This window comes from Paraburkholderia sp. IW21, from assembly GCF_041321145.1.
GTDB lineage: Bacteria > Pseudomonadota > Gammaproteobacteria > Burkholderiales > Burkholderiaceae > Paraburkholderia.
In genome coordinates, this window is record NZ_JBGGWA010000001.1 from 61,179 (window position 1) to 85,862 (window position 24,684).

Annotated in this window: 20 protein-coding genes; 9 read left to right on the forward strand and 11 right to left on the reverse strand. The window is 62.6% G+C overall.

What is annotated here, in order from left to right:
- Window positions 1-25 precede the first annotated feature (25 nt).
- From treZ to treY, 3 genes are read left to right on the forward strand one after another with little or no spacing between them, the layout of a single operon-like run.
- Complete coding sequence (gene treZ / locus ACAX43_RS00285) at window positions 26-1,945, forward strand: malto-oligosyltrehalose trehalohydrolase (RefSeq protein ID WP_370706432.1); 1,920 nt, start codon at window positions 26-28, stop codon at window positions 1,943-1,945.
- A complete protein-coding gene (gene malQ, locus ACAX43_RS00290) occupies window positions 1,942-4,140 on the forward strand; it encodes a 4-alpha-glucanotransferase (RefSeq protein WP_370706433.1) in 2,199 nt (732 codons plus the stop codon). Before treZ ends, malQ begins: the two co-directional genes overlap by 4 nt.
- Complete coding sequence (treY, locus tag ACAX43_RS00295; RefSeq protein ID WP_370706434.1) at window positions 4,137-6,995, forward strand: malto-oligosyltrehalose synthase; 2,859 nt, start codon at window positions 4,137-4,139, stop codon at window positions 6,993-6,995. Before malQ ends, treY begins: the two co-directional genes overlap by 4 nt.
- A 93-nt stretch (window positions 6,996-7,088) precedes the next feature.
- Here treY and ACAX43_RS00300 read toward each other — a convergent pair whose 3' ends face one another.
- Together ACAX43_RS00300 and ACAX43_RS00305 are read right to left on the reverse strand one after the other, a co-directional pair.
- On the reverse strand, window positions 7,089-8,432 hold the full coding sequence (locus ACAX43_RS00300) for a hemolysin family protein (RefSeq protein WP_370706435.1): 1,344 nt from the start codon (window positions 8,430-8,432) through the stop codon (window positions 7,089-7,091).
- A 94-nt stretch (window positions 8,433-8,526) separates the two neighbouring features.
- Window positions 8,527-9,333 carry a sensor histidine kinase gene (locus tag ACAX43_RS00305; protein WP_370706436.1) on the reverse strand — a complete coding sequence of 269 codons (807 nt, stop codon included), beginning with the start codon at window positions 9,331-9,333 and terminating at the stop codon, window positions 8,527-8,529.
- Window positions 9,334-9,521: 188 nt separating this feature from the next.
- Here ACAX43_RS00305 and ACAX43_RS00310 point away from each other — a divergent pair, with 188 nt between their 5' ends.
- The 6 genes from ACAX43_RS00310 (at window position 9,522) to ACAX43_RS00335 (ending at window position 14,607) form a co-directional block, all read left to right on the forward strand.
- Window positions 9,522-9,863, forward strand: a complete 342-nt coding sequence (locus tag ACAX43_RS00310) for an FKBP-type peptidyl-prolyl cis-trans isomerase (protein WP_027803023.1) — start codon at window positions 9,522-9,524, stop codon at window positions 9,861-9,863.
- A gap of 34 nt (window positions 9,864-9,897) precedes the next feature.
- Window positions 9,898-10,692, forward strand: a complete 795-nt coding sequence (locus ACAX43_RS00315; protein ID WP_370706437.1) for a helix-turn-helix domain-containing protein — start codon at window positions 9,898-9,900, stop codon at window positions 10,690-10,692.
- Between the two features lie 366 nt (window positions 10,693-11,058).
- On the forward strand, window positions 11,059-11,199 hold the full coding sequence (locus ACAX43_RS00320; protein WP_370706438.1) for a hypothetical protein: 141 nt from the start codon (window positions 11,059-11,061) through the stop codon (window positions 11,197-11,199).
- 126 nt (window positions 11,200-11,325) lie between these two features.
- Complete coding sequence (locus ACAX43_RS00325; protein ID WP_370706439.1) at window positions 11,326-12,561, forward strand: hypothetical protein; 1,236 nt, start codon at window positions 11,326-11,328, stop codon at window positions 12,559-12,561.
- Between the two features lie 46 nt (window positions 12,562-12,607).
- Complete coding sequence (locus ACAX43_RS00330; protein ID WP_370706440.1) at window positions 12,608-13,120, forward strand: hypothetical protein; 513 nt, start codon at window positions 12,608-12,610, stop codon at window positions 13,118-13,120.
- A gap of 11 nt (window positions 13,121-13,131) precedes the next feature.
- The gene (locus ACAX43_RS00335; protein ID WP_370706441.1) at window positions 13,132-14,607 is read left to right on the forward strand and encodes an MFS transporter; all 1,476 of its coding nucleotides are present in this window, start codon (window positions 13,132-13,134) and stop codon (window positions 14,605-14,607) included.
- Between the two features lie 52 nt (window positions 14,608-14,659).
- Here the strand turns inward: ACAX43_RS00335 and ACAX43_RS00340 are convergent, their stop codons facing one another.
- The 9 genes from ACAX43_RS00340 to trpB form a co-directional block, all read right to left on the reverse strand.
- Window positions 14,660-15,850, reverse strand: a complete 1,191-nt coding sequence (locus ACAX43_RS00340; protein WP_370706442.1) for an O-succinylhomoserine sulfhydrylase — start codon at window positions 15,848-15,850, stop codon at window positions 14,660-14,662.
- Between the two features lie 291 nt (window positions 15,851-16,141).
- Window positions 16,142-17,692 (reverse strand): amidophosphoribosyltransferase, encoded by a 1,551-nt coding sequence (gene purF / locus ACAX43_RS00345; RefSeq protein ID WP_370706443.1) that lies wholly within the window; start codon window positions 17,690-17,692, stop codon window positions 16,142-16,144.
- 153 nt (window positions 17,693-17,845) lie between these two features.
- Window positions 17,846-18,340: a CvpA family protein gene (locus ACAX43_RS00350; protein WP_370706444.1), complete on the reverse strand. Its 495-nt coding sequence runs from the start codon at window positions 18,338-18,340 to the stop codon at window positions 17,846-17,848.
- A 7-nt stretch (window positions 18,341-18,347) separates the two neighbouring features.
- Window positions 18,348-19,274: an SPOR domain-containing protein gene (locus ACAX43_RS00355; RefSeq protein WP_370706445.1), complete on the reverse strand. Its 927-nt coding sequence runs from the start codon at window positions 19,272-19,274 to the stop codon at window positions 18,348-18,350.
- A 29-nt stretch (window positions 19,275-19,303) separates the two neighbouring features.
- Complete coding sequence (folC, locus tag ACAX43_RS00360) at window positions 19,304-20,614, reverse strand: bifunctional tetrahydrofolate synthase/dihydrofolate synthase (protein WP_370706446.1); 1,311 nt, start codon at window positions 20,612-20,614, stop codon at window positions 19,304-19,306.
- A 150-nt stretch (window positions 20,615-20,764) separates the two neighbouring features.
- Window positions 20,765-21,637 (reverse strand): acetyl-CoA carboxylase, carboxyltransferase subunit beta, encoded by an 873-nt coding sequence (accD, locus tag ACAX43_RS00365; RefSeq protein ID WP_370706447.1) that lies wholly within the window; start codon window positions 21,635-21,637, stop codon window positions 20,765-20,767.
- A gap of 80 nt (window positions 21,638-21,717) precedes the next feature.
- Complete coding sequence (trpA, locus tag ACAX43_RS00370; protein WP_370706448.1) at window positions 21,718-22,530, reverse strand: tryptophan synthase subunit alpha; 813 nt, start codon at window positions 22,528-22,530, stop codon at window positions 21,718-21,720.
- A 31-nt stretch (window positions 22,531-22,561) separates the two neighbouring features.
- Complete coding sequence (locus ACAX43_RS00375; RefSeq protein WP_370706449.1) at window positions 22,562-23,479, reverse strand: site-specific DNA-methyltransferase; 918 nt, start codon at window positions 23,477-23,479, stop codon at window positions 22,562-22,564.
- An 11-nt stretch (window positions 23,480-23,490) separates the two neighbouring features.
- A complete protein-coding gene (gene trpB, locus ACAX43_RS00380) occupies window positions 23,491-24,684 on the reverse strand; it encodes a tryptophan synthase subunit beta (RefSeq protein WP_370706450.1) in 1,194 nt (397 codons plus the stop codon).

The window sequence follows — 24,684 nt, forward strand, 5'->3', positions numbered from 1 at the left end:
AAAGCAAACCGAATGGTGACGAATCATGTCCGAAAGTCCGATTGATCCTCATGCGCATCATCACGCGCATTGCCTGCCGTTCGGCGCCCAGTTGCTGGGCGCCGCGGGCGCGAACCCGCGCACCCGGTTTCGCTTCTGGGCGCCCTCGTGCAAGACCGTACAAGTGGCAATCGAAAACGGACCGGCTCAAGGCACGCACGAGATGACGCCGACCGCCAACGGCTGGTTCGAAACAACCGTCGATGGCGGCGCGGGCACGCTGTATCGCTTCCGGCTAGACGGTGAACATGCGGTGCCCGACCCTGCGTCGCGTTTCCAGCCCCAGGACGTGCACGGTCCAAGCGAAGTGATCGACCCGCGTGCGTATCGCTGGGAACATACGAACTGGCACAGCCGCCCGTGGGAAGAAACGGTCCTATACGAGTTGCACGTCGGCGCGATGGGCGGCTATGCGGGCGTGCAGAAACGTTTGCCGGCGCTCGCCGCCCTCGGCGTGACCGCCATCGAGTTGATGCCGTTGAACGACTTTCCCGGCAAGCACAATTGGGGTTATGACGGCGTGCTGCCGTATGCGCCCGATTCGGCGTACGGGCGCCCCGAAGAACTGAAAGCGCTGATCGACGCCGCGCACGGCCTCGGCCTGATGGTCTTTCTCGACGTGGTCTACAACCACTTCGGCCCGGAGGGCAACTATCTGCACGAATACGCCCGCTCTTTTTTCCGTGAAGGCACGCATACGCCGTGGGGTCCCGCGATAGACTTCGAGCGCAGCGAAGTCAGCGATTTCTTCACCGACAACGCCGTCTACTGGATCAACGAATATCGCCTCGACGGGCTGCGTTTCGACGCGGTGCACGCCATCGACAATCATGCGTGGCTGCGTGAATTGTCCGACCATATCCGCGCGAAAGTGCAGCACGGCCGGCATGTGCATCTGGTGCTGGAAAACGAACACAACAGCGCAAGCCTGCTGGAAACGCATTTCAACGCGCAATGGAACGACGACGCGCATAACACCCTGCATGTTCTGCTGACGGGCGAAACCGAAGGCTATTACCACGCGTATGAAGACCAGCCGATTCGCCGCCTCGCGCGCGTGTTGTCGGAGGGCTTCACGTACCAGGGCGAGCCGTCGCCGATTCACGACGGCGCGCCGCGCGGCGAATCGAGCAAGCATCTGCCGCCCACCTCGTTCGTGATGTTCTTGCAGAACCATGATCAGATCGGCAACCGCGCATTCGGTGAGCGCCTGCGCAAGCTGACGTCGGACGATGCATTGCGCGCCGCCACCGGCTTGCTGTTGTTGTCCCCGCAAATCCCCCTGCTGTTCATGGACGAGGAATACGGCTCGACCCAGCCATTCCTGTTCTTCACCGACTACAGCGGCGATCTCGCCAACGCCGTCCGTGAAGGACGACGCCGCGAATTCGCGCGCTTTTCATCGTTCAACGACGAAAAACGGCGCGCGCAGATTCCCGATCCGAACGACGTGAAGACCTTTGCCGCGTCGTCCTCGCCTGAGCCTGCTCAGGCACCCGCACAAAACGACGACGCAAAAGACCGGCTCGACTGGATGCACTTCTACAAATCCGCGCTGGCCGTTCGAGCAAAGCTGATCACACCGCGTCTGAAGCACGGCAAGGCACTCGACGCGACCGTGCTGACCGGTGAAACCGGCGGTGACGCCAATGCGCTGACTGCCCGCTGGAAACTCGGCGACGGCGAGACGTTGTCGATCGCATTGAATCTCTCGAAGGAGAGCGTGAGATTCCCCGATCTGCCCGCCGGCAAAGTGATTTTCGAAACGCCGCCGCGCGTGCGCGAGCAGATCGACGCCAAGGTGTTGCCGTCGAACGCGTTCGTCGCGTGGCTGACCGGCGACGTCAGCGACTATGCCATCGGCCACGATGCTCGCATCGCGGGCCAACAGGAGCGCCACACGTGAGTGCTACCCGACGTCCGACCCATACGATCGTTACCCTTGCCGCTCGCGCCGGCTTCGAAGTCGAGTGGCGGGACGCGCATCATACGACGCAGCATGTGCCCGAGAACACGCTCGCCGTGCTGCTCGAACGGATGGGTTTGCCGTGCGCCAACGCCACGCAAATCCGGCAAAGCGCCGCCGCGCTCGAAGCCGAACTGTCCGGTCGAAAATTGCCGCCGCTGATGACCGCGGAGGTCGAGCGCGGCATCGCGCTGCCTGCCGCGGCGATCAAATCCGGCAGCCATTATCGGGTCGAGCTCGAAAGCGGCTCGATCATCGACGGCCGCTTCACGGCGCCCAAAGGCGAGGAAGCCTTGCTCGCACCGATCGACGAGCCCGGCTATCACACCCTGGTCATCAACGAGCAACGCGTGACGCTGGCCGTTGCGCCGTCACGCTGTTATACGGCCGCCGATGCATGGCGCACGCTGCACGGCGAATCCGCGCAGACACAGCCGCTATGGGGCATCGCCGCGCAGTTGTACGGCTTGCGCCGCACGGGCGACGGCGGCATCGGCGACTATTCGGCCCTCGCGCAGATGGCGGTCGAAAGCGCGAAGCGGGGGGCCCATGCGCTCGCTGTCAGTCCGACGCACGCGATGTTCAGCGCGGAGCCGAACCGCTTCAGCCCGTATTCGCCGTCGTCGCGCTTGTGGCTGAACGTCACGCATATCGATCCCGCCGCGGTGTTCGGCGCCCCCGCCGCGCGCGCCGCGCTCGAGGCCACAGAGGCGACCGACGCATGGTCGAGATTCGAAGACTTGCCGCTGATCGATTGGCCGAACGCGGTGGTGTTGAAGCTCAAGGTTTTGCGCGCGCTGTACGAGAATTTCTGCACGCAGGAACGCACCCAAGGTACGCCGCACGCGCTCGAATTTCACGGTTTCTGCGAGCGTGCCGGACGTGCGCTCGAAGATCATGCGCGTTTCGAAGCCCTGCAGGCGGTGCAACTCTCGCAAGAAGGCGGTAACGGTCATTGGCGTAACTGGCCTGAGGCGTTGCGCGATCCGCGCAGCCCGGAAGTCGAGGCCTTCGCCGAAGCCCATCGCCACGAGGTCGACTTCCATCTATTCCTGCAATGGCTCGCCGCCAAGGGCGTGTCGCACGCGCAGCACGCAGCACGCGATGCCGGCATGGCCGTCGGCCTGATCGCCGACCTCGCGGTGGGATGCGATAGCGCCGGCAGCCATGCGTGGTCGTATCGCGACGATATGCTGCAAGGCGTTTCAGTTGGCGCGCCGCCCGATCTGTTCAACCAGGCCGGACAGGCGTGGGGCCTCACTACCTTTTCGCCGCGAGCAATGCGCACCCAGGGCTTCTCCGCATTCATCGACATGCTGCGCGCGGCGTTCGCGCATGCGGGCGGTATCCGCATCGACCACATTCTTGGGTTGCGGCGCCTGTGGCTCGTGCCCGAGGGCGAAAGCGCGCGCAACGGCGCCTATCTGCGCTATCCGCTCGAAGATATGCTGCGGCTGATCGCGCTCGAATCGTGGCGGCATCGCGCGATCGTGATCGGCGAAGATCTCGGCACCGTGCCGCCCGGTTTTCGCGAGCGGCTCGACGAGCACGGCATCGCGGGCATTCGCGTGCTGTGGTTTGAAAGTGCGGAAGGCGGCAAGTGTTTCAAACCACCGCACGCGTGGGACCGCAACGCCGTCGGCACCACGACCACGCATGATCTGCCGACCGTGGCGGGCTGGTGGCGCGGCAGCGACATTACGTGGCGCAACAAGATTGGTCAGACGATGGCGCGCGCCGATGGCCGCGATCCCGAGGAAGCCGCGCAGCAAGAGCGCGCCGAAGACCGTGCGCTGCTGTGGCGCGCGTTCCAGCAAGCCGGCGTGGCCGCGCCTGAGGTCGAGGCGCCACCGCCCGACAACGCGCCAGTGGATGAAGCACTGGCGTTTGTTGCCGCCACACCCGGTCCGCTCGTCACGTTTCCGCTCGAAGATCTGCTCGCCCATGTCGAGCAACCGAATCTGCCCGGCTCGATCGACGAGCATCCGAACTGGCGCCGTCGCGTGACCTTGCCCGTCGACGAATTGTTCGAAGACGACACCTTCAGCGATCGCCTCCTGACTGTCGATCGCGCTCGCCGCACCGCAACCGTTCCTGCTTCTTCCAACGCTTCTTCGGAGCCTGATACGCCATGACCGTTCCGCGCTCCACGCTTCGCCTCCAATTCCACCGAGGCTTTACCTTCGACGATGCCGCGAAGCATGTCGAATACTTCGCCGCACTCGGCATCAGCCACGTGTACGCGTCGCCCATCACCACCGCCGAGCCGGGCTCGATGCACGGCTACGATACCGTCGACTACACCCAGGTCAACGCCGAATGTGGCGGCGAGGCCGGCCTCAAGCGCCTCGTCGATAAACTGCACGCGCACAACCTGGGATTGATCGTCGACGTGGTGCCGAACCATATGGGCGTCGGCGGCTCGAGCAACGCGTGGTGGCTCGACATCCTCGAATGGGGCCGGCACAGCGCGTACGCGCGTCATTTCGATGTCGACTGGCATTCGCCCGATCCCGCCTTGCGCGGCAAGGTACTGGTGCCGACCCTCGGTGCGCCGTACGGGGAAGAACTCGCGGCAGCCCGGATTGGGCTGCATTTCGCGGCCGATAGCGGGCGCTTTTATATCGGCTATGGGCCGCATGTGTTTCCGGTGTGCCCAGCCGATTACGCGCCGATTCTGCAAAGCGCCGACCGTGCCGATCTCAGCGCACTGGCCGAACGCTTCCAGGGCCTGACGACACAGCCCGCCGATCAGCCGCGCGCAGTCGAAGGACGCGAGGTGCTGCGCGAGTTCGTCGCGCAAAACGGCGACGCTTCGATCGAGTTAGTGCTGCAAGCGTATGCACCTGGAGATCCGGTGACGCGTGACCGTTTGCACCGGCTGATCGAACGGCAGCACTTCCGGCTCGCGTGGTGGCGCACCGCTGCGGATGAAGTGAACTGGCGGCGTTTCTTCGACATTTCGACGCTGGCTGGCGTGCGCGTGGAGCGGCCCGAAGTGTTCGAGGCTGTCCATGCGCTGGTTTTCCGTCTGTATCAGGAAGGCGTGGTGGATGGGTTGCGGATCGACCACATCGACGGTCTCGCTGAGCCGCGCGAGTACTGTCAGCGTCTGCGGCAGCGCCTGACTGAATTGCGCGACACCACGCCGTATGTTGTCGTCGAAAAGATCCTGGGCCGTGGCGAACCGCTGCGTGACGATTGGCCCGTGGACGGCACGACCGGCTACGATTTCATGAGCGACATGGGCGCGCTGCTGCACGATCCTGCCGGCGCTGAGCCGCTTGCGCAGACATGGACCGAACTCACCGGCCGCAGCCCGCGCTTTGCCGACGAGGCATTGGCCGCGCGACGCAAGATTCTCGCGGAAAACCTTTCGGCGGAACTGGACCGCGCGGCGCGTGCGTTGCATCGCATTGCCCGCGATTCGCTGACCACACGCGATTTCACCTTCACCGCACTGCGGCGCGTGCTGACCGAACTGGTCGTGCATTTTCCGGTGTATCGGATCTATCCGCAGAACGGACTGCGTAGTGCTGCCGATAATGTTTTCTTCGAGCAGGCGCTGGCAGGCGCGAGAGAAACGCTTTCGCGCGCGGATCATGTCGTGCTCGACCGCGTGAACGCATGGCTTGGCGGCAGCGCCGAAGAAGTGCCGAACGCGCGGGTCAATACGTCGCTGCAGCAGGGCCAGAATGGTGCGCCGCCGAGCCATGCAGGTTCCGCGCGCCGCACCGCGCAAACACTGTTTTCGCAATTGACCGCGCCGGTCGCCGCGAAGGCGGTGGAAGATACGGCGTGCTATCGCTACGGACGTTTGCTGTCGCGCAACGAAGTCGGCTCGGACCCGGGCGAGTTCGCGTTGTCAGTCGAGCAGTTTCATGCGGGGAATCTGGCGCGTTCGCAGCGCTTTCCTCACGCCATGCTCGCCACGGCGACGCACGACCACAAGCGCGGTGAAGACGTGCGTGCGCGACTGGCGGTGTTGAGCGAGATGTCTCACGACTGGAGCGCGACGTTGCGCGCGTGGTCGACCCTGAACGCGCCGCACCGGCGTGCGCTCGACGGCACCCCGATCAGCAGCGTCGGTCAGGACACAAGCTATGACTGGGCGCCTGGCCCCGCGGCCGAAGCGATGCTGTATCAGACGCTGGTGGGCTGCTGGCCGCCGGATTTAAAGCCGGACGACGAAGCCGGCGTCAAGGAACTGGCCGAACGCGTCGCGCAATGGCAGCTGAAGGCGCTGCGGGAAGCGAAGCTGCAGACCAACTGGCTCGCGCCCGACGAAGCGTATGAGGCCGGCTGCCGGGATTTCCTGTTCGACATTCTGGCGCCGCAGCGGCGCGACGGTTTCTTGCGCGAGTTGTCGGCTTTCGTCGCGCGGATTGGGCGCGCCGGTGCGCTCAATAGTTTGCAGCAGACGGTATTGCGGCTCGCGTCGCCTGGGATTCCCGATCTTTATCAGGGCACGGAGTTGTGGGACTTCAGCCTGGTCGATCCGGACAATCGCCGGCCGGTCGATTTTGCGCAACGCGAGGCATGGTTGGCCCAAACGCCGCCGTCTGAGTTTTTGCCGAACTGGCGCGATGGCCGCGTGAAGCTCGCGGTGGTGCAGCGCGTGCTTGCGTTGCGCGCGCATGTGCCGGAGTTGCTGAGTCAAGGTGCGTATCTGCCGCTGGTGGTGCGTGGCGCGCATGCGTCGAATGTGATCGCGTTCGCGCGGCGGCATGGCAACGCATGGGCGGTTGTCGTGGCGAGCCGGCTTGCTGCCGGGCTGCTCGGAGACACGGGCGATTTGCCGATGGTCGATCCGGCGAAATGGGACGATACGGCAATCGAGGTACCTGCCGATCTGGCCGGGCGGGCGTTGTTCGATTGGTTGAGTCCGGCGGCGCCTAAGGTCGATGAAGGCGGATTGCTGTATCTGCGCGATGCCTTGGGAGCGATGCCGATTGCGGTGTTGGTGGAGGACGGCGTGCCACGCAGTTGATCCGCGATTTTTAGAAGGTCCAGGCGCTACGGTCCGTTGCCTGCGCCGGCAAGCGCTGTTGCTTGCCGCAGGCGGACGGACCGGCCTGAAATCCTAGCCGCCTTCGTCGTCGAAGGTCTTCGGATAAACGCGCACGAGCACAATACGCGGCCCCTTCATCTTCTTGACCACCACGTCGAAGTGATCGAACTCGATCCTCTGACCTTCGGCAGGCAGATCGTTGAGTGCCTGAATCACGAGACCGCCAACCGATTCGGCCTTGCCCTCGTCAATATCGATCCCCAACGCACGTTCCAACGACACTACCGGCAAGCTTCCCTTGCCCATCAACGTGCCGTCGTCCATGCGTGTCCAGTCAGCGTCGCCTTGCCGGAATTCGTCGTGAATCTGCCCAACCAGCGCGCCGAGCAGATTGTCGAGCGTCAGAAAGCCGATCGGCATTGAGTTCTTGCGCCCGACCAGCGCAAAATGCGGCGCACCCTTCCGGAACCGGCGAAAGAGTTCGAGCGCCGGCATATCCGGCTTCACGTACTGCACCGGCCGCGCATAGTCGGAGAGGTCGTCGAGCGTGCTCCCCGCGTGCCGCGCCAGCAGCAAATCCTTCAAATGAATCATGCCGGCCACGCGCTCGCCGGCCGCGTCTTCGAACAACGGATAGCGGCTGAAGCGATGCCGCGCCACCATCTGCATGTTTTCGCGCAACGGCAGATCGCGCCGCAAGCCGATCATTTCATGGGACGGACGCATCAGGTCCGAGACGGTCATGCGCGAAAAATCCAGCGAGTGCGCAATCGTGTTCCATTCGTCCTGGCTGTATGCGCCGTCCGCCGCACCGAGCTCAGTCACGACGTTGGCGCGGCGGCCACGCAAGATCAGCTTGAGTTCGTCGGTTGAATAATGCGAGTCGTGACCGTGGTCCGCGTCCAGCCCCGCCAGCTTCAGCACCGCGTTGGCGCTGGTGTTGAGCACCCAGATCGCCGGATACATCGCCCAGTAAAAGCCGTACAGCGGCGTGGCGGCCCACAGCGAAACCTTCTCCGCCTCACGAATCGCCAGCGACTTCGGCGCCAGTTCGCCCACCACGATGTGCAGGAACGAAATGCACGAGAACGCGAAGAACAGCGAGATGCCGTGAATCAGCTTCTCCGACTCCACGCCAAGCAGGCTGAAGACCGGCGTGAGCAGTTCCGCGAACGCCGGCTCACCGATCCAGCCAAGCCCGAGCGACGCCAGCGTAATGCCGAGCTGACAGGCGGACAGATACGCGTCGAGCCGCCCGTGCACCTTGGCCAGCAAGCGTCCGCGCATGCCGTGCCTGGCGGCGAGGCTCTGCACGCGCGTCTGCCGCAGCTTCACCAGACCGAATTCGGCGGCGACAAAAAAACCGTTGAGGGCAACGAGAAACAACGCACCAATAAGGGCGACAACCTGGATCAAAGCGAGGGGCTCCGGCGACAAAAGTTGTCAGTATAGAGCGCGAAAGGTCGATGAAAGTTAATCGCGCACAAGGACGCCCCTCGACAGCCGGCGTTCACGCCGCGGTCGTCGCATTCAACGGCACGTGCAGCGCCAGCGTGGCGGCTTCGCTATCAGTTGCGTCGCTTTGCTCGAAACTGCCGCCGTGTGCTTCCGCGACCCGCTTGCAAAGCGCGAACACCCAGGCGATTCGTTTGGCTTCGCGCGGTTCGCTCGCCTGTTTGCGGGCAAAGGCCTCAAGCAAATGAGGCAAGGAAGGATCGTCCAGCGCAGCGGCGCTCTGCTTGAAAGTGACAGTGGCGTGCCACGTGGCGGCCTCCACACGGGCGGCCAGCGTGACCACGGCGCCCTCGGCGCTCGCTTCGACGGCGAACGTGAGCATCACCCACAGCGCGGCGGCCAGGCGCTCACGGTCGCCGTTTAACTGCTCGGTAGCGAGTTGCGAGTCGAACGTGATCTCGACGCCGCGCGTGCGTGCCAATCCTGCGCGGACGTCGTCCACGGTTTCGTCGAGCAGCGGATGCAGCGGAAACGGCGCATAGGCGAGCGCCAGCGACTTGGTTTCGGCGCGCGTGGCGTCGACGATCGTCTCGAGCAGCTTCACCTGCTGCTCCACCCCGTTACGAATGCCGGTGACGGCGCGCTGCGAGTTGGCGTCGTTCGCGTCGAGCTTGCGCTCGAGCACATACGCCCAGCTATGGATGGCGTTCAACGGACCACGCAGATCGTGCGAAACCAGCGACAGCACGTGGTCGCGCATGAATAGCGCAGTCTCCGCGCGCAGATGCGCGGTGCGTTCGGATACGGCAAGGCCTGAAGAAACCGGCGGTTCGCCGGCGGTCCCGGTGGAAGACGTTGTCACGATCGAGCCCTCTCAGGCAGTTCACGAAATATTGAAAGAAGCCCCATTATAGGCATGCGACCCGGCACAGCCAGCCTGGCCGGGCGGCCAACGTGGACGCAAACCGCATGCCACGCGGCAATCCTCGGCGGGGCATCGTCAACACGCCTACAATGTCGGTTTTTACAATTTGACCTGAGGAGCGACACATGTCGACTGTGACTACTGAATCCGGCTTGAAGTACGAAGATATCGTTGAAGGCACCGGCGCCGAAGCGGTTGCCGGCAAGACTGTCAGCGTGCACTACACGGGTTGGCTGACCGACGGCCAGAAGTTCGACTCGAGCAAGGACCGCAACGATCCGTTCGCGTTCGTGCTGGGCGGCGGCATGGTCATCAAGGGCTGGGACGAAGGCGTGCAAGGCATGAAGGTCGGCGGCACGCGCAAGTTGACGATTCCGCCGCAACTCGGCTACGGCGTGCGTGGCGCGGGCGGCGTGATTCCGCCGAATGCGACGCTCGTGTTCGAAGTCGAACTGCTCGGCGTCTAAGTTTTTCGCAGTTTTTTGCACGCACGCTTCGCCGATGAGCCACGCCGCCGTCACCGCACCTAGCGTTTCGCTGCGCCGTTACGGCGCGATCGAAGCGTCGGACGTGCACGACTTTCATCAGGTCGTGCTCGGACTCGACGGCGCGATGGTGATGGCGGTAGACGGCGTCGCGCAACAGATCGACGCCGGCTCCGCCTGGCTCATCCCGGCCGGTGCGCGGCACGATTACGCGGGCATCGGCGAGAACCGGCAATTGGTGCTCGATCTGCCGGCCGCCTCGCTGGCCGTGCCGGAACGTCTGTTCGACCGCGCGCGCGCAGTGACGGTGGATGCCTCGCTCACGCAACTCGTGCATCGGATCGCGGCGCGTGCTATCGGCGAAACACAAGGCGACGATCTGAATACGCGGCGTTTTCAATGGGACGCCGCCGCACGACTGGGCGCTGCATTGGTCGCTGACGCAGGCACCGCGATGTCCGGGGCACAAGCACCCGGCGCCGGCCTCGATTTCGCCCGCATCGACCGCTGGCTGCGCGTACATCTGTCGGAGCCGCTGCGTATCGCCGATCTCGCCGCGCACTGCGGCTTCGGCATGCGGCGCTTTCACCAGCTTTTTATCGACGCCTTCGGCGAGACACCGCATCGCTATTTGCAGCGCCTGCGTCTCGACACGTCGATCACCCTGCTTTCCGATCCGCGCCTTTCGTTGACCGATATCGCCCTTGAAATCGGCTTCGGCGATCAGAGCGCCTACACGCACGCATTCACGCGACGTTTTGGCCTCGCGCCCGGTCAATGGCGAGCAACACAGCATCGGAGCCGCGCTTAAGCCGTGAGCCGCTCACTGTTGCCAACCGTTAAATTCAATAAACGCAGCAGTCCGAATTAGATGCGTCATCGCGTCACACGCGTTAATCGAGAGCGGGACGTTTCTCCGCGCTTGCCAAGGCACGCCTTCAATTCCCTCTCTCCCGCTCGCGGCCCTCTGCATCAAGGCCTTTGGCAAACGGCGTCCTAAGTTCAATCGCAAACAACGAGTCGCGCACAGGTGTTCGGCGCCTCGATAGCATTGCCGCAGGTCGAAAATTAAATGGAACCCACCTTCTAAACGGAGGACAGAGCTACGGGGTGCGTAATGCTTTTCATGTTTTTGATGCACCCCGATCCCAACGTTTTATACCTCTGGAGGTATTCGATGGAAAAGCTGATTCGTCAAATTGCTCAAAGCTCCGTATGGAATAAGTGGGTTGCCGCCAACTCCTCCGAGACAGATGGCTGCATTTCAGGCACCAAGGAAGGTTGTATTTCCGCTGCGAAGGCAGGTTGCATCAGCTAATCGTTCCACGTTGCGAATGAGGTGACGGAAAGGTAGAACTTGCCTTCCTGACGCGCTCATGAGGCTGGTCCTTGCAAGCCGCAATGACCAGCTTCTCCTTAATCGCAATAATGCTCTGGAGTGCATATGAACAACCAGCCTACGGTTGATGTAATCGAGCAGATCAGAGATATCCCCATATACCGGCAGTCGATTGCGGAAAAATTCTTTCCGATTCTTGAAAAGCCGGCAATCGCGCTGGACTTTCCCGACAACTGGATGACGCCGCGGCTCGCCACCGCGCTCGAGACAGGCGCAGCAGAATTCGTTCTCTCGACCGGAACTCATCACGCAAGGATGCAAATCATCCGGCCGCCGTATTTCCTGTTGAACTCGTACTATCAGCTGTGGAGCGAGCATCCCGACATCCGGTTCACGTGGCAGCAACAGTGCCAGCGCGTATCCCTCGCTACCGTACTGGCAACCGAGCATGTAGCGAGATTGAACGCCCGCAGGCAGGGCACACACACTGCCGAAATCGCTTCGTCCGCAATGCGGCGGCTCGATGCGCGCACCTCGTATCTCAACCAGAAGCTCGATCCGGCACGCTGGGAACGCACCGACATCGAATGCATGCTCGACGATATCGAAGCTGCCCGGCAGACCCATCCCAGTGGGTTCTATCATCTGGATTGTTCCAGCTATCATCTGGCCCATTTCGTACTGAAGGTCTCCGCCTACGGGCTCGAAGAACGCTTCCCGAAACCTGCCAGCATCATCCACGCTTACGAGTACACCCCGGCAAACGTCAGGCGGTTCCTGCTGGAGCAGTTCAGTTGCCCGCTCATCGATCTCTTCGGCAGCACCGAACTCGGTTATCTCTACTACAGCGATCGGCATGGCCGCTACTCGCCGTATCTCGACAAAATGCGCCTGGAACTCGTGCCGTTCGCGACGAGCAACACGATCTACAGCCTGATCGTGTCGAGCGTGCGCAATCCGTACATGCCACTGATTCGCTACCGCTCCGGCGACTGCGTCCAGACCGCCGACGGTTCGGCGGACCCTGAAAAAATTGTCAGATTTTGCGGCCGCGAAAAGGAAATGCTGCGCGCTTCGCCCGGCATTGTGTCGCAAGCCGATTTCGACGACCTCATTCGCGCTGCGTCGCCGAATATCTTCATTTATCAATTGCGCCCGAAAGAGCAATGGCAAGCCTGCCTGCATTACACGACGTTCGACGGCGCCCCACTCTCGCCGCAGGAAGACGCTCATTTGCAAAGACGCATTCAGAAAGCGACGGGGATGGATTGCGCCACCTCACACCGCACCCATATCGCCATCGGCAAGTCAGGAAAATACGCGTGGCTCGCGAAATCCTGAGGGTAGGCCAAAGTCTTAACTATCATCCCTGCAACGAGGAAAACGCATGCATTCCACGCATCCTGCTCCGGTCATCGACGCGAAGACATTGCTCGGCGAAGAATTTTATTCGGAAGTAATCCTATATTTTACCCACCGCACCAATTCGCCCTTGGACTATGTGGAACGGCAGTTGATGGAATGCCTGCGGTATCTTTATCTGGTCTCGAAGCATCGGGAACAACTGAGTGGTCTTTTTCTGCCGGTCGAGCAGCAGATCGACGAAATCTGGCATTACCTCATTCTCCAGACACGCGAATACCGGACGCTCTGTGAAGAACGTTTGCCCGGAGGCTTCTTTATCGAGCACCGCAGCTGCCCTTACGCGACCTATCAGCAGGAGCCGAGCCGTGAGCAACTGATCGAGCAATCGCTTCGCTGGTTGCCGTTGTACCGGGAAACCTTTGGCCCATTCGACGAGGGCGCGCTGCCGCATTGGACCATGCCTCGTTTTCTCCGCGACGAGATGGGCCTGTCCTTGGCGGAGATCGCGCAACTCGAAGCCCACAGGACTGCCTGAGGGCAGACACCATGACAGGCTACCGGGACTCGCAGCGCCTCGGGGGCGGACGTGATCGACGGTCCACAAACACGCTTGCTCTCGCCGTCGTCCTGGCCTGCCAGCTCATGGTGGTCCTCGACGGGACAGTGATATACGCGGCACTGCCGCATCTTCGGGCAGACCTTCGGCTTGCGCGCGCGGATCTCTCCTGGGTGCAGAATGCCTACATGCTGACGTTCGGCGGGTTCATGCTGCTGGGCGCCCGCATCGGCGACATCCTGGGACACCGTCGCGTCTTTCTGACCGCCAGTGCGGTGTTTGTCCTCGCGTCGTCGGCTGGCGGGCTCACGCAATCCCTCCACGGGCTGCTCATCGCGCGCGGCCTGCAAGGCATCGCCGGCGCCTTCGCCGCGCCTTCCGCACTCGCACTGCTCATGTTGCTTTTCCCGGAAGGCGCGGCGCGTGTGCGTGCGATCAGACTTTACACAGCGGTATCCGGCGGTGGTAGCGCAGCCGGACTGGTGCTCGGCGGGGTACTGACCGATTTCGTCTCCTGGCGTTGGGTACTGTTCATCAATGTGCCCATTGGCGCACTTTTGCTGATGCTGGGGCCGCGATGCCTGCCTGAAGCGCCGCGCGACGGCGGCCACTTCGACGCCATGGGCGCGTTGACCGTCACCCTCGGCACCAGCCTTCTGGTGTACGGACTCGTACGTTGCGTGCCGGACGGTGCGGGACATCCGGGAGTCCTGGCCTCGCTCATCGCAGCCGGACTATTGCTCACCACCTTCGTTCTCATAGAGAAGGGGGCGCGGCAACCCATTACTCCGCTCTCGCTATTCGCCAACGCGCAGCGTTCAGGCGCCTATGCCGGCAGGATGCTGCTGATAGGCGGCATGCTGGGGACCTTCTTTTTCCTGGTCCAATATGTCCAGGAAGTCCTTGAGTTCAGCGCGTTCCGCGCGGGTCTCGCCTTCCTGCCGCTATCGGTTACGCAGTTTCTGATGGTGATGTATGGCGTGCCCCGGCTCATGCCCCGACTGGGTGGCAAAGGTCTGCTGGCGGGAGGACTGCTGATCGCGGCGAGCGGCATGGTATGCCTGAGCAGGGTGAATGCCGACACCGAGTTTTTCGCCGACCTCGCATTGCCCATCATGATGTTGGGAATCGGCACCGGCGCAGCGCTCGTGCCGCTTACCACGGCCGGCATCGCCGGCGTGGCACCGCACGACGCGGGTGCGGCTTCCGGTTTGATCAACGCGACGCACTATATCGGCGGCGCACTGGGCACGGCGGTTGTCGTCTTCATTGTCGATCTGACGCTTAGCCGTGCCGCTCTATCGCGAGCGCTTACCGGCCCGGCATTGGAATCGGGGGCAAAGGCCGAACTCACACATGCGCTGTCGGTGTCGGCTGCCACGTCTGCGGCGTTCTTCGTATTGGCGCTGCTCATCGTGCTCGTCACGATCCGCCGCCCACGTCCCCGCACACTGCCGGCGCCATAAGCGACGTAAGCGGCGGGCCGGCCCTCGGATCGGGCCGCCTCCGCTTTGCGACTTAACCCGTCAGACCGCGCTCCAGATCGCCACGGATGTCGCCGGCGTTTTCCAGACCCACAGCCAAACGAATCAAGCCTTCGCTGATACCCGCCGCCGCACGCGCCTCCGGCGTCACGCGACCATGCGTGGTCGTAGCCGGATGCGTGATGGTGGTACGCGTATCGCCGAGGTTGCCGGTGATCGAGCAAATCTTCGTGCTGTCGATCACGCGCCAGGCATTCGCGCGCATCTGCTCCGGCGTCTCGCCCTTCAGTTCGAACGACAGGATCGCGCCGCCCGCCTTCTGCTGACGCATGGCCAGCGCATGCTGCGGATGCGACTCGAGCCCCGGGTAGAACACGCGGTTCACGGCCGGATGCGCCTCGAGCCAGCGGGCGATTTCGAGCGCATTCTCCGACTGCTTTTCGACGCGCAGCGACAGCGTTTCCATACCCTTGAGCAGCACCCAGGCGTTGAACGCCGACAACGTCGGCCCGGCGCTGCGCACGAACGGGAACACCTTCTCCATGATGAACTTCTTCGAGCCGACCAGCGCGCCGCCGAGCACCCGGCCTTGTCCGTCGAGAAACTTGGTGGCCGAATGCATCACGACGTCCGCGCCGAGCTTCAGCGGCTGTTGCAACGCCGGGCTACAGAAGCAGTTGTCGACGACGAACACCGCATTGGCCGCCTTCGCGATCTTACTGATCGCTTCGATGTCGGCGACTTCGGTCAGCGGATTCGACGGCGTTTCAAGGAAGAACATCTTCGTCTCGGGACGCACGGCGTTTTTCCACGCGTCCAGATCGGTCGGATCGACAAAGGTCGTCGTAATGCCGAACTTGCTGAATATCTGCGAGAACATGCCGAGCGTCGAACCGAACAGGGCTTGCGAGCTGACCAGATGGTCGCCGGCCTGCAGCACCGACATCACCACCGACATGATCGCGGCCATCCCCGAAGCGGTGGCCATGCACGCTTCACCACCTTCAAGCGCGGCCAGACGGTCCTGGAACATCGAGACCGTTGGGTTCGTGAAGCGCGAGTACGTGTAGTTGTCTTCGGAATTCTTGAATTTTTCGGCGGCGTCCGCGGCACTCGCGAAGACGAAGCTCGACGTCAGGAAAATCGCTTCCGAATGTTCATTGAAGTCGCTGCGCACTGTGCCCGAGCGGACTGCCAGCGTATCGAAGTTCAGGGAGTCGTCCATGTTGGTTCTGTTTTCCAATGTTCCAGGCTGGGTTCGTTGTCTACGGCTCGCGTGAGACGAGCGCGTAACGCCGAACGGCAGCAACAAAAAAGCCCGCTTTTGCGTCGGCATAAGCGGGCTTCATGTGCGGGGGAAGCTGGAGCGGAGGCGGATGATTGCGGCTTTTCCACCATTCGCTTTAGCTGTTTTGGGTTGCCCCGCGTCCGCAAGCTGAGTTCAAATCGACGCAAGCCATCATGCTAACACGCTCGTGGTGTGGCGTGCAGCAAGCCACGCCGCGAGCGCTATTGCTCAACCCACCGACAGTTGCAGATGCAGTTGCGAACGCGCCGGGCCGCCGCCGTCGATCGCTTCGCTCGCGGCGTCGCGGTCCGATTGCGAGGACGGGGCGAGACGCGCCGTTTCGATGCGATCGAGGTACTCGGTGGTGACATCGCCCGTGACGTAATTACCGTCGAAGCACGACGCTTCGAATTCCTTCAGCGCCGGATTGATGTCGCGTACCGCCTGCTTCAACGCGTCGACGTCCTGATAAACGAGATGGTCCGCGCCGATCATGCGCGCGACTTCTTCGTCCGTACGGCCGTGCGCGACGAGTTCACCGCGCGTCGGCATATCGATGCCGTAGACGTTCGGGAATTTCACCGGCGGCGCTGCCGAAGCGAAGATCACCTTGTTCGCGCCGGCATCGCGCGCCATCTGCACGATTTCATGCGAGGTGGTGCCGCGCACGATCGAATCGTCGACGATCAACACGTTCTTGCCCTTGAACTCGATGCCCATGGCGTTCAGCTTCTGACGCACCGACTTCTTGCGTACCGCCTGGCCCGGCATGATGAAGGTGCGGCCCACGTAACGGTTCTTGAAGAAGCCTTCGCGATACTCCACACCCAGCTTCTTCGCGACCTGCATCGCGGCCGGACGGGACGAATCGGGAATCGGCATCACGACGTCGATCGCGACGTCGGGCAATTCGCGCTTGATCTTCTCGGCGAGGTAATCGCCCATGCGCAGACGCACGTTGTAGACCGGCACGCCGTCAAGCACCGAGTCCGGACGCGCGAGGTACACGAGTTCGAAAATGCACGGATTCAGGCTCGGGTTCGTCGCGCATTGCTGCGAATGCAGGTTGCCGGCGAGGTCGATGAAAATCGCTTCACCCGGCGCAATGTCGCGCACGAATTCGAAACCGATCCCTTCGATCGCGACCGATTCCGACGCCAGAATCCATTCGACGCCTTCCGGCGTTTCCTGCTTGCCCAGACACAGCGGACGGATACCGAACGGGTCGCGGAAACCGAGCAAACCGTAACCGGCGATCAACGACACGATCGCGTACGAACCCCGCACCCGGCGATGCACGCCCGACACGGCGTTGAACAGCGCTGCGGGATCGAGCTGCAGACCCGAACTGGATAGCTGCAATTCGTGCGCGAGCACGTTGAGCATCACTTCGGTGTCGGAATTGGTGTTGATGTGGCGGCGATCGATGCGGAACATCTCATCTTTCAGCTGCTGCCAGTTGGTCAGATTGCCGTTGTGCGCGAGGATGATGCCGAACGGCGCGTTCACGTAGAACGGCTGGGCTTCTTCTTCACTCGACGCGGAACCGGCGGTCGGGTAACGGACCTGGCCGATGCCGCACGTGCCGGGCAAGCTGCGCATGTTGCGCGTGCGGAACACGTCGCGCACCATGCCGTTGGCCTTGTGCATGTGGAAATTGCTGCCGTTCGCCGTCGCGATGCCGGCGGCGTCCTGACCGCGGTGCTGCAGGAGCAGCAGGCTGTCATAGATCAGCTGATTGACCGGGGATTGGGAAACTACGCCTACGATGCCGCACATGGCATGTCCTTCAAAGGTACAAAATTCGTCATGGCGGCCGGATGCCTGCGATGGCCCCCAAGGGGACTTCCTTCGGGGCATACGCGATGGTACGCAAAGGCAACCGGATTGCGCCGGAGTCCTGCGGCGTTCCTCTAGTCACTCACCTGATCGTCACACGCGGACGTAAGCAGCGAGCGTCTCGGGAAGCAGCGGTTTCATTACGTGCACGCCCTCGACCGCATAGGGTCGAAGCAAGGCGTTGCGCCAGAATTCCTGTTGGGGCAGTTCAGTCAAGCCTGCAAGGGCGACCAGAATCAGCACCAGAATGACCCCGCGCACGAGGCCGAACATCAAACCGAGCGAGCGGTCCACGCCGCTCAAACCGGTTGCCTGCACAAGGCGGCTCAGGAGGGCGTTCAGCACGCTCGCCACCAGCATCACGCCGATCACCACCAGCGCAAACGCCAACAGCCACTGGGTCAACGCGCCGCCCGGCCACGTGGCAGGGATAAAGGGCACGACATAACCGACAAAGCGGCAAGCAATGAAGAACGCCGCGATCCAGCCAATCAGCCCGAATATCTCAGACAAAAAGCCGCGCCACGTGCCGCGCAACGCCGACAAACCGATCACCGCCATTACAGCGTAGTCGAAGGCCGTGAACATCGCTCGCTTACTGTGCCGCGCCGCTGTTCGCGCCCGACGTCAAGCCGGCCTCGCGAACCTTCGCAATCGCGGCGCTGGCCGCTGCACGGTCGGCGAACGGGCCGGCGCGCAATAGCGTGAGCGTCGTACCGTCGGCCTGTTTCCGATGTTCGGTATATGCGGGCACGCCCGCCGCTTTCAATTTGGCGGCCCAATTACGCGCGTTGGCGTCGTTCGCAAATGCGCCTAGCTGGACGGCGAAACGGCTGCCCGGCGGCGATGCCGGCGTGCCGGAATTCGCGTCCGCGCCTGCGGCGGTGCTATTCGTGCTGTCCGCGCTCGGGGCCGCAACGTTCGCCGCGCTTTGCGTGGCGGCCGTTTTGGCGGGCTTTGCCGGCTTGGCGGGCGCCTGCGCTACGGGCGCTGCAGGTGCCGTATTGGCGGCGACGGCAGCGGGTGCTTGCGGTTTCGCAGCCGGCCTGGCTGCGGGGGCCGCACTCGTATCCGCGCCGTGCTGTTTGGCGGCGCCGGACTGGCCTTGCGCGGCTGCCGTTGTCGGCGCAAGGCCGGACGCGGCGAGTGCCGTGTCAGGCGCTGGGTTATCCGGCGCTACGCCGGCCTGCGAGTCTTCGTCGGCCTTGGGGAGCTTCGGAGCGGGGCGGCTTGGAATGTCGATGGAGATGTCATCAGTCACGGGCTTTGGATGCGAGTCCAGCACCATTGGCAGGATGACCACCGCCGCTACGACCAGCGCGATCGCGCCGACCAGCCTGCGCCGCGCACGCTGCTTTTCGGGCAACGTGGGGTCGAGCAGCATTGCATCGGCGTCCACGGTGCGCTCCGTGCGGCGGGTTCGCCGCTCCACGCGCTCGCCACGGGCGGCCCGGGTGGAACTGGTGTTTGCGCCGCGCCGGGTGGGCGCGTCGTCTTTCTTGCCGAACGAGAAAATTCCCATGAATCGCTTGGTTCGAGCCTGGCGCCCGTTCAGTGTTGCTGCGATTTACGGTAGGCCATCACGCCTGCTACCGTATAGAAACTGCCGAAAACCACGATTCTATCATTCTCTGACGCTCGTTTTAGCGCGTCTTGGAAAGCCTCTGCCGGTGATGCGTAGCGCGTCACGCTGCTATCGTTAGCGTCGCTCACGCCCTGCTCACGCAATGCGGCTTCGAGTTCTTCCGCCGAAGCCGCACGCGGCGTCGGCAGATCGGTCACGCACCAGTGGTCGATCTCGCCTTTCAGGTGGGCGAGGACGCCCGCAATATCCTTGTCGCGCATCGCGCCGAACACGGCGTACGTGTACGGGAAAAAGCCCATGTTGCCGAGGTTTTGCGTCAGCACCGCTGCGGCGTGCGGATTATGGCCGACGTCGAGCACGATGGCCGGCTTGCCGGGCAGCACCTGGAAGCGCCCTGGCAGTTCGACATTGGCGAGACCTAACCGGATGTCCTGCGCCGAGACCGGCAGACGGTCGCGCAGCGCTTCGAGACCGGCCAGTGCCGCCGACGTGTTGATCAACTGATTCGCGCCTCGCAACGCCGGATAGGCGAGCGCGGAACGGCGCATGGTCGGGCCCACGTAGCTCCATTGCTGGCGCTCGCTGCCGGCCTGCCCCTCGTAGCGGAAATCACGGCCGAATAGCCACAGTTCGGCGCCGATCTTCTCGGCGTGATCGATCAAGGTTTGCGGGGGCACCGGATCGGCGCAGATGGCCGGCTTGCCCGGGCGGAAAATGCCGGCTTTTTCGAAGGCGATTTTCTCGCGGGTGTCGCCCAGATAATCGGTGTGATCGATATCGATGCTGGTGATGATCGCGCAGTCCGTATCGAGGATATTGACCGCGTCGAGGCGGCCGCCCAAGCCGACTTCCAGGATCACCGCGTCCAGTCCGCGCGACGCGAACAAGCTCATGATCGCCAAGGTCGTGAATTCGAAATAGGTCAGCGTAACCGGTTCGGCCAGGCTCAGGCGTGCGGTTTCGACGGCTTCGAAGTGCGGCAGGAGTTCCGCGTCGCTCGCCATTTCGCCGTTCACTCGCGCCCGCTCGTTGAACGAGAGCAGATGCGGCGACGTGTGGCAGCCGACCGTGAAACCGGCACGCAACAGAATCGATTCGAGAATCGCGCAGGTCGAACCCTTGCCGTTCGTGCCGCCGACCGTGATGACCGGGCACGCGAACGAAAACGGCATCGCGTCACGTACCTGCGTGATACGGCCCAAACCCATGTCGATGCCGACCGGATGTGCGGATTCAAGGTGCGTGAGCCACGCGTCGAGGGTGGGGAATGGGGTCATCGAGTGAATCGGTGCTGCGTTGCGAGACCGTGATTATCCCGGAAATGACAGCGCGCCGCTTGATCACTCTCGCGGCGCGCTATTTTTTTGACTGCTTTTCTGACCGCGACCGCGCTTGAAAGGGCACGGCGGCTGAATCGATGCGAGCGCTTACGCGACCGCGTCAGCCGGCTGATGGCTCAACAGCGCCATCAATTTCGCGATCTCTTCACGCAACTTACGACGGTCGACGATCATGTCGACCGCGCCCTTCGTCAACAGGAACTCCGCGCGCTGGAAGCCTTCCGGCAGCTTTTCACGCACGGTTTGTTCGATCACGCGCGGGCCGGCAAAGCCGATCAGCGCCTTCGGCTCCGCGATCACCACGTCGCCCAGGAACGCGAAACTTGCCGACACGCCGCCCATGGTCGGATCGGTCAGCACGGAAATGAACGGCAGCCTGGCTTCGGCGAGCTTGGTCAGCATGGCCGTGGTCTTGGCCATTTGCATCAGCGACAACAGGCTTTCCTGCATCCGCGCGCCGCCCGAAGCGGTGAAGCAGATAAACGGCACTTTCTGTTCGAGCGCGTTCTGTGCGCCGCGCGCGAAACGCTCGCCGACCACCGAACCCATCGAGCCGCCCATGAACGAGAACTCGAAGCACGCGACCACCACCGGCAAGGTGTGGATGGCGCCGCCCATCACGACCATGGCGTCGGTTTCGTCGGTGTCGTCCATTGCCTCTTTCAGACGATCCGGATACTTGCGGCTGTCTTTGAACTTGAGCGCGTCGACCGGCACGATTTCCTGGCCGATTTCGTAGCGGCCTTCCGGATCGAGCAGGCCGTCGAGCCGCTCACGCGCGCCGATGCGCATGTGATGGTCGCACTTCGGGCAAACGTGCAGATTGGCCTCGACGTCGTTGCGGTACAGCACGGCTTCACACGACGGGCACTTGATCCACAGGCCTTCCGGAATCCCCTTGCGGCTCTTCGGGTCGGTTTGTTTGATTTTCGGCGGCAGCAGCTTATCGAGCCAGCTCATATTGAATCCTTCTGGGGTCAACGGTCGCGCAAACGGCGGGACGAACCCGCCGTTCACACTACAGACGACAAAAATAACTGTTATCGGGCAGTCGCGACACTATCGATCGCCTCGCGCACTTCGGCGATGAAACGCGTGAGCGTCTCGGCAGCGGCCTCGGGTGCGGCTTGTTCGAGCAATTGCACGATACGGCTGCCGATCACGACGGCATCGGAAACTTCAGCTACCAAACGCGCCGTTTGCGCGTCGCGGATGCCGAAACCGACGCCCACCGGCAGGGGGACGCGCGACTTGATGGCCGGGATTTTACTCGCGATGCTGGAAACGTCCAGATTTGCCGCTCCGGTCACGCCTTTCAACGATACATAATAGACGTAGCCGCTGGCGATTTTGCCGACTTCCGCGATGCGCTCGTCCGTCGAGGTGGGCGCAAGCAAAAAGATCGGATCAATGCGGGCGGATCGCATCTGTTCAGCGAAATTCGCACACTCTTCCGGCGGATAATCGACAACCAGCACGCCGTCGACGCCCGCTTCCTTCGCAGCTTTGGCGAACGCCTCGGTGCCCATGCGTTCGATCGGATTGGCGTAGCCCATTAGCACGACCGGCGTTTGGTCGTTCGTTTCGCGAAAGCGCTTCACGTCGGCGATGACGTGGCGTAGCGATACGCCGTGTGCCAACGCGCGTTCCGACGATTGCTGAATCACCGGGCCGTCGGCCATCGGGTCGGAAAACGGCACACCGAGTTCGATTACATCGGCGCCACCAGCGGCGAGCGCGTGCATGAATTCAACCGTGCGCGCCGGATCCGGGTCGCCGGCCGTCATGAACGGAATCAGGCCTTTCTTACCTTGGGCGGACAGCGCGGCAAACGTGTTCTTGATACGGGACATGGAATATTCTCGGATTTTGATTACTGCGCGCTCATTGCGCTTCGGTTTGCCGCTCAGCTTTGGCCGCAACCTTGCGGGTCTTGCGGGCGACAGTGGGCGCCGCGGCGGCCGCGCTAACGCGTTCGCGCGCTATCGCGCAGTAACTTTCATTGATCTCATAGCCGACGAATTCACGCTGCTGCCGAGCGCAAGCGACTGCGGTGGTGCCGCTGCCCATGAACGGGTCGAGCACGCGCCCGCCCTTCGGACAACTTGCCAGCACCATCCGCTCGACGATTTCCAAAGGCTTCTGGGTGGGATGATCGACGCGTTCCGCGTGTTGCCGATGCAGCCGCGATACCGACCAGACGTCCTTCGGATTATAGCCAAGCTCCAGCCACTTACTGCCTTCGAACAATTTGCGCGAACGCGCCTTCTTCGTGACGGCATCGTACGGGATACGGACGGGATCGAGATCGAAAAAATAATCTTTCGACACCGCGAAAAAGCCGATGTTGTCGTGCACCGAGGTGAAACGGCGCACCGTTCCGCCCATGCTCGGCACGCGCCGGTCCCAGATGATTTCGTTGATCATCGTGAGTTTTGTCTTCAGGAAGCTGAAGATCTCCGGCGCGTACTGCCATGTACAGAAGATATATAGCGAACCCGACGGCTTGAGCTTCGGTATAGCCAACGCCAGCCACCCACGCGTCCAGGCGAGGAAATCGTCGCCACTGCGCATGTCGGAGTCGTTGCCGTAATCCTTGCCGAGCCCGTAAGGCGGATCGCAAAGGATCAGGTCGATCGACCCGTCAGGGATATTCGCCACATCGGTCAGAAAATCGCGGTTCAACAGCCGGATGCCGACGGGCACCTGCGGTAAAAGCGGTGCAGGCGCCTCGACCACCCATTCCTCAGCGGCCGGGGAAGTTTCAAGCGCCGGCTGCGGCTCGTCGAACTCGTCGCGCATCGTTGCGGCGCTCAGAACTGGATGCCCGATCGCTCAGCGACCGTGTGCATGTCCTTGTCGCCGCGGCCCGACAGATTGACCAGAAGGACCTTGTCCTTCGGCAGTGTCGGCGCGAGCTTCGCGGCGTAGGCCAGCGCATGGCTGGACTCCAGCGCCGGAATGATGCCCTCGATGCGACAGCAATCGTGGAAGGCCTTGAGCGCTTCCTCGTCGGTGATGCCGACGTATTGCGCACGGTTGCTGTCTTTCAGCCACGCATGCTCAGGGCCGACGCCCGGATAATCGAGACCTGCCGAGATCGAATGCGTCTCGATGATCTGGCCGTTATCGTCCTGCAGGAGATAAGTGCGGTTGCCGTGCAGCACGCCGGGGCTGCCGCCGATCAGCGAAGCAGCGTGACGACCGGATTCGATCCCGTCGCCAGCCGCTTCGACGCCGATAAGTTGCACCGAAGCGTCGTCAATGTAGGGATAAAAAATACCCATTGCGTTCGACCCACCGCCAACGCACGCAATCACCGCATCCGGCTGACGACCCACCAGTTCGGGCATCTGCACCTTGCACTCGTCGCCGATCACGCGCTGGAAGTCGCGCACCATCATCGGATACGGATGCGGTCCCGCTACCGTGCCGATGATGTAGAACGTGTTTTCGACGTTAGTCACCCAGTCGCGCATCGCTTCGTTGAGCGCGTCCTTCAGCGTGCGCGAGCCCGATTCCACCGGCACGACGGTCGCACCGAGCAGCTTCATCCGATACACATTGGCAGCCTGGCGGCGCACGTCTTCCGCGCCCATGTAGACCACACATTCCATGCCGAAGCGCGCCGCTATGGTCGCGGTCGCCACGCCGTGCTGACCCGCTCCCGTTTCCGCGATCACGCGTGGCTTGCCCATACGCTTGGCGAGCAGCGCCTGGCCGATCACGTTGTTGATCTTGTGAGCGCCGGTGTGATTCAAGTCTTCGCGCTTGAGGAAAACCTGCGCGCCGCCGAGCAGTTCGCTCCAGCGCTGGGCGTGATAAATCGGGGACGGTCGACCCACGAAATACTTCAGTTCGCGCTCGTATTCCGCGACGAATTCCGGGTCTTTCTGATATTTCTCGTAGGCGGCACGCAGCTCGTCGAGTGCGTGAACCAGCGTTTCGGCGACGAACACGCCGCCAAACTGGCCGAAATGGCCTCTTTCGTCAGGCAAGTTATACAT